The sequence below is a fragment of the Dietzia sp. DQ12-76 genome, assembly GCF_014145045.1.
Lineage (GTDB): Bacteria > Actinomycetota > Actinomycetes > Mycobacteriales > Mycobacteriaceae > Dietzia.
In genome coordinates this window covers 1-1,842 of record NZ_JAALDV010000109.1, presented here as the reverse complement: position 1 = coordinate 1,842, position 1,842 = coordinate 1, and the positions used below count along the sequence as shown (strand labels likewise).

Below are 1,842 nucleotides of genomic sequence, written 5' to 3'. Positions count from 1 at the left end.
CAGGTCCACCGGCAGCAGTGCCATGCCGGTCACATTAGGCCACCCCGGGGGCCCGGTCGATTGCCCGTCGGTGAACACTCGGCGACCACGGGGGTCCGGTGGGCCCCGTCGAGCCGATCCGTGCAGCCGGCGGGCGGACGCCCGCACCGCGTCTCCGCCGCGCGTTCACGCCCGCGACATCTCAACGGCGCGTTCCCGTTTCCATCGGCCCCTAGCGTCTGAACCCGCGCGCCGGACGGGCCGGCCGCGGGGAGAGGACACCGGAACAATGGCAACCACCAGCATCGATCGTCGTCGATTCCTCGCCGGCGCGGCAGCTCTCGGCGCGGGGGTGTACGTCGCGGGTAACCTCACCGGGACTTTCACCGGCTCCGGCGCGATCGCCGGCGCCACGGGCGTCGGGACCGAGGGGTACGGGGACCTGGTGCCGGACCCGAACGGTCTGCTCGATCTGCCGGAGGGCTTCACGTACACCGTGGTCTCGCACGCGGGCGAGACCACCATGGAGGGTGGCGCCGCGTCCCCGTCCGATCCCGACGGCGCCGGGTACTTCCCGGCCTCCGGCCCCCTCGGTTCTCTATCAGGAGCACTGGGCTCGGTCGGTGACCTCGTGGGCGGGGGTGGCGGCTTCCTCGTCCTCAACCACGAGATCGGCGGCAGCGAACCGCATGTCGTTCCGGTGACCGACGGGCTCACGTTCGACGACCAGGCGGGTGGGGGATGCACGGTGATCGCCGTCGACTCCCGGGGCGAACGCAGGTCGCAGTACGTCGGCGTGGCCGGCACGGTGAACAACTGCGCGGGCGGCGTCACCCCGTGGGGCACGTGGCTCACCTGCGAGGAGACCGAACTCCGGGCCGGTGGACGCTCGCTCCAGGGCAGAACAGCCTCACTGGACCACGGCTGGGTCTTCGAGGTCTCGCCGGACACCGCGCTCAACCGGGCCCAGGCCACGGTGCCGCTGAAGTTCCTCGGGCGGTTCGCCCACGAGGCCGTCGCGGTGCACCCCACGAGCGGCGTCATCTACCTCACCGAGGACGCGGGCAGTCCCAACGGCCACGTGTACCGCTGGACCCCTCCGGCGGGGTTCCAGCCGGGTACGGGCTCGCTCGCGGAGCTCGCCCGCTCCGAGGGTGGCGACACGGCCGGCACCTTCGAGATGATGCGATGCGTCTCCGGCGGCGCTCACGTACCGGACCTGTCGGTGGCCACCACGGTCGGCACGACCTACCAGGTCGAGTGGGTGGACGTTCCGGGTCGCGACCGACTCGCGGAGACCACCTCGATCCGCAAGCAGTCCTACGCCGACCGCGGCACCCGCTCGCGCAAACTCGAGGGCGCGTGGTGGAAGGAGGGCGCGTACGTCGTGGCCTCCTTCGCCCGGATGGGCGACGGTTCGGCGGCCGAGCACGACGGGCAGGTCTGGCGCATCGCGCCGGACGGTGCGTCCATCACCCTGTACTCCGTCTTCGGCAGGAACCCGGACCCGTCCGTCGACCTCGCGGACGGCGGGGGCTTCGACGGCCCGGACAACATCACGGTCTCCCCCCACGGCGGCGTCGTGGTGTCCGAGGACGGTTCCGGGATCCAGCACGTCGTCGGCGTCGACGACCGAGGCCGGGCGTACCCCATCGCCCGCAACCGCGTGAGCGACTCGGAGTTCGCCGGCCCGGTGTTCAACGAGGACGGCTCGGTGATGTTCGTGTCGATCCAGGGCGACGGCTACACGTTCGCGGTGACAGGTCCCTGGGAGCGTCTCGCCGGCGCCGCCGGGGCCGGCACCGGTTCGCTCGGCAGCGCGGGGCTGGGAGCCTGACACCCCTCGCCCGGCGCGAGCCGGCG

Annotated in this window: 1 protein-coding gene; it reads left to right on the top strand. The window is 72.4% G+C overall.

What is annotated here, in order from left to right:
• Positions 1-268: 268 nt before the first annotated feature.
• A complete protein-coding gene (locus G6019_RS04870) occupies positions 269-1,816 on the top strand; it encodes an alkaline phosphatase PhoX (RefSeq protein WP_182613483.1) in 1,548 nt (515 codons plus the stop codon).
• Positions 1,817-1,842 lie beyond the last annotated feature (26 nt).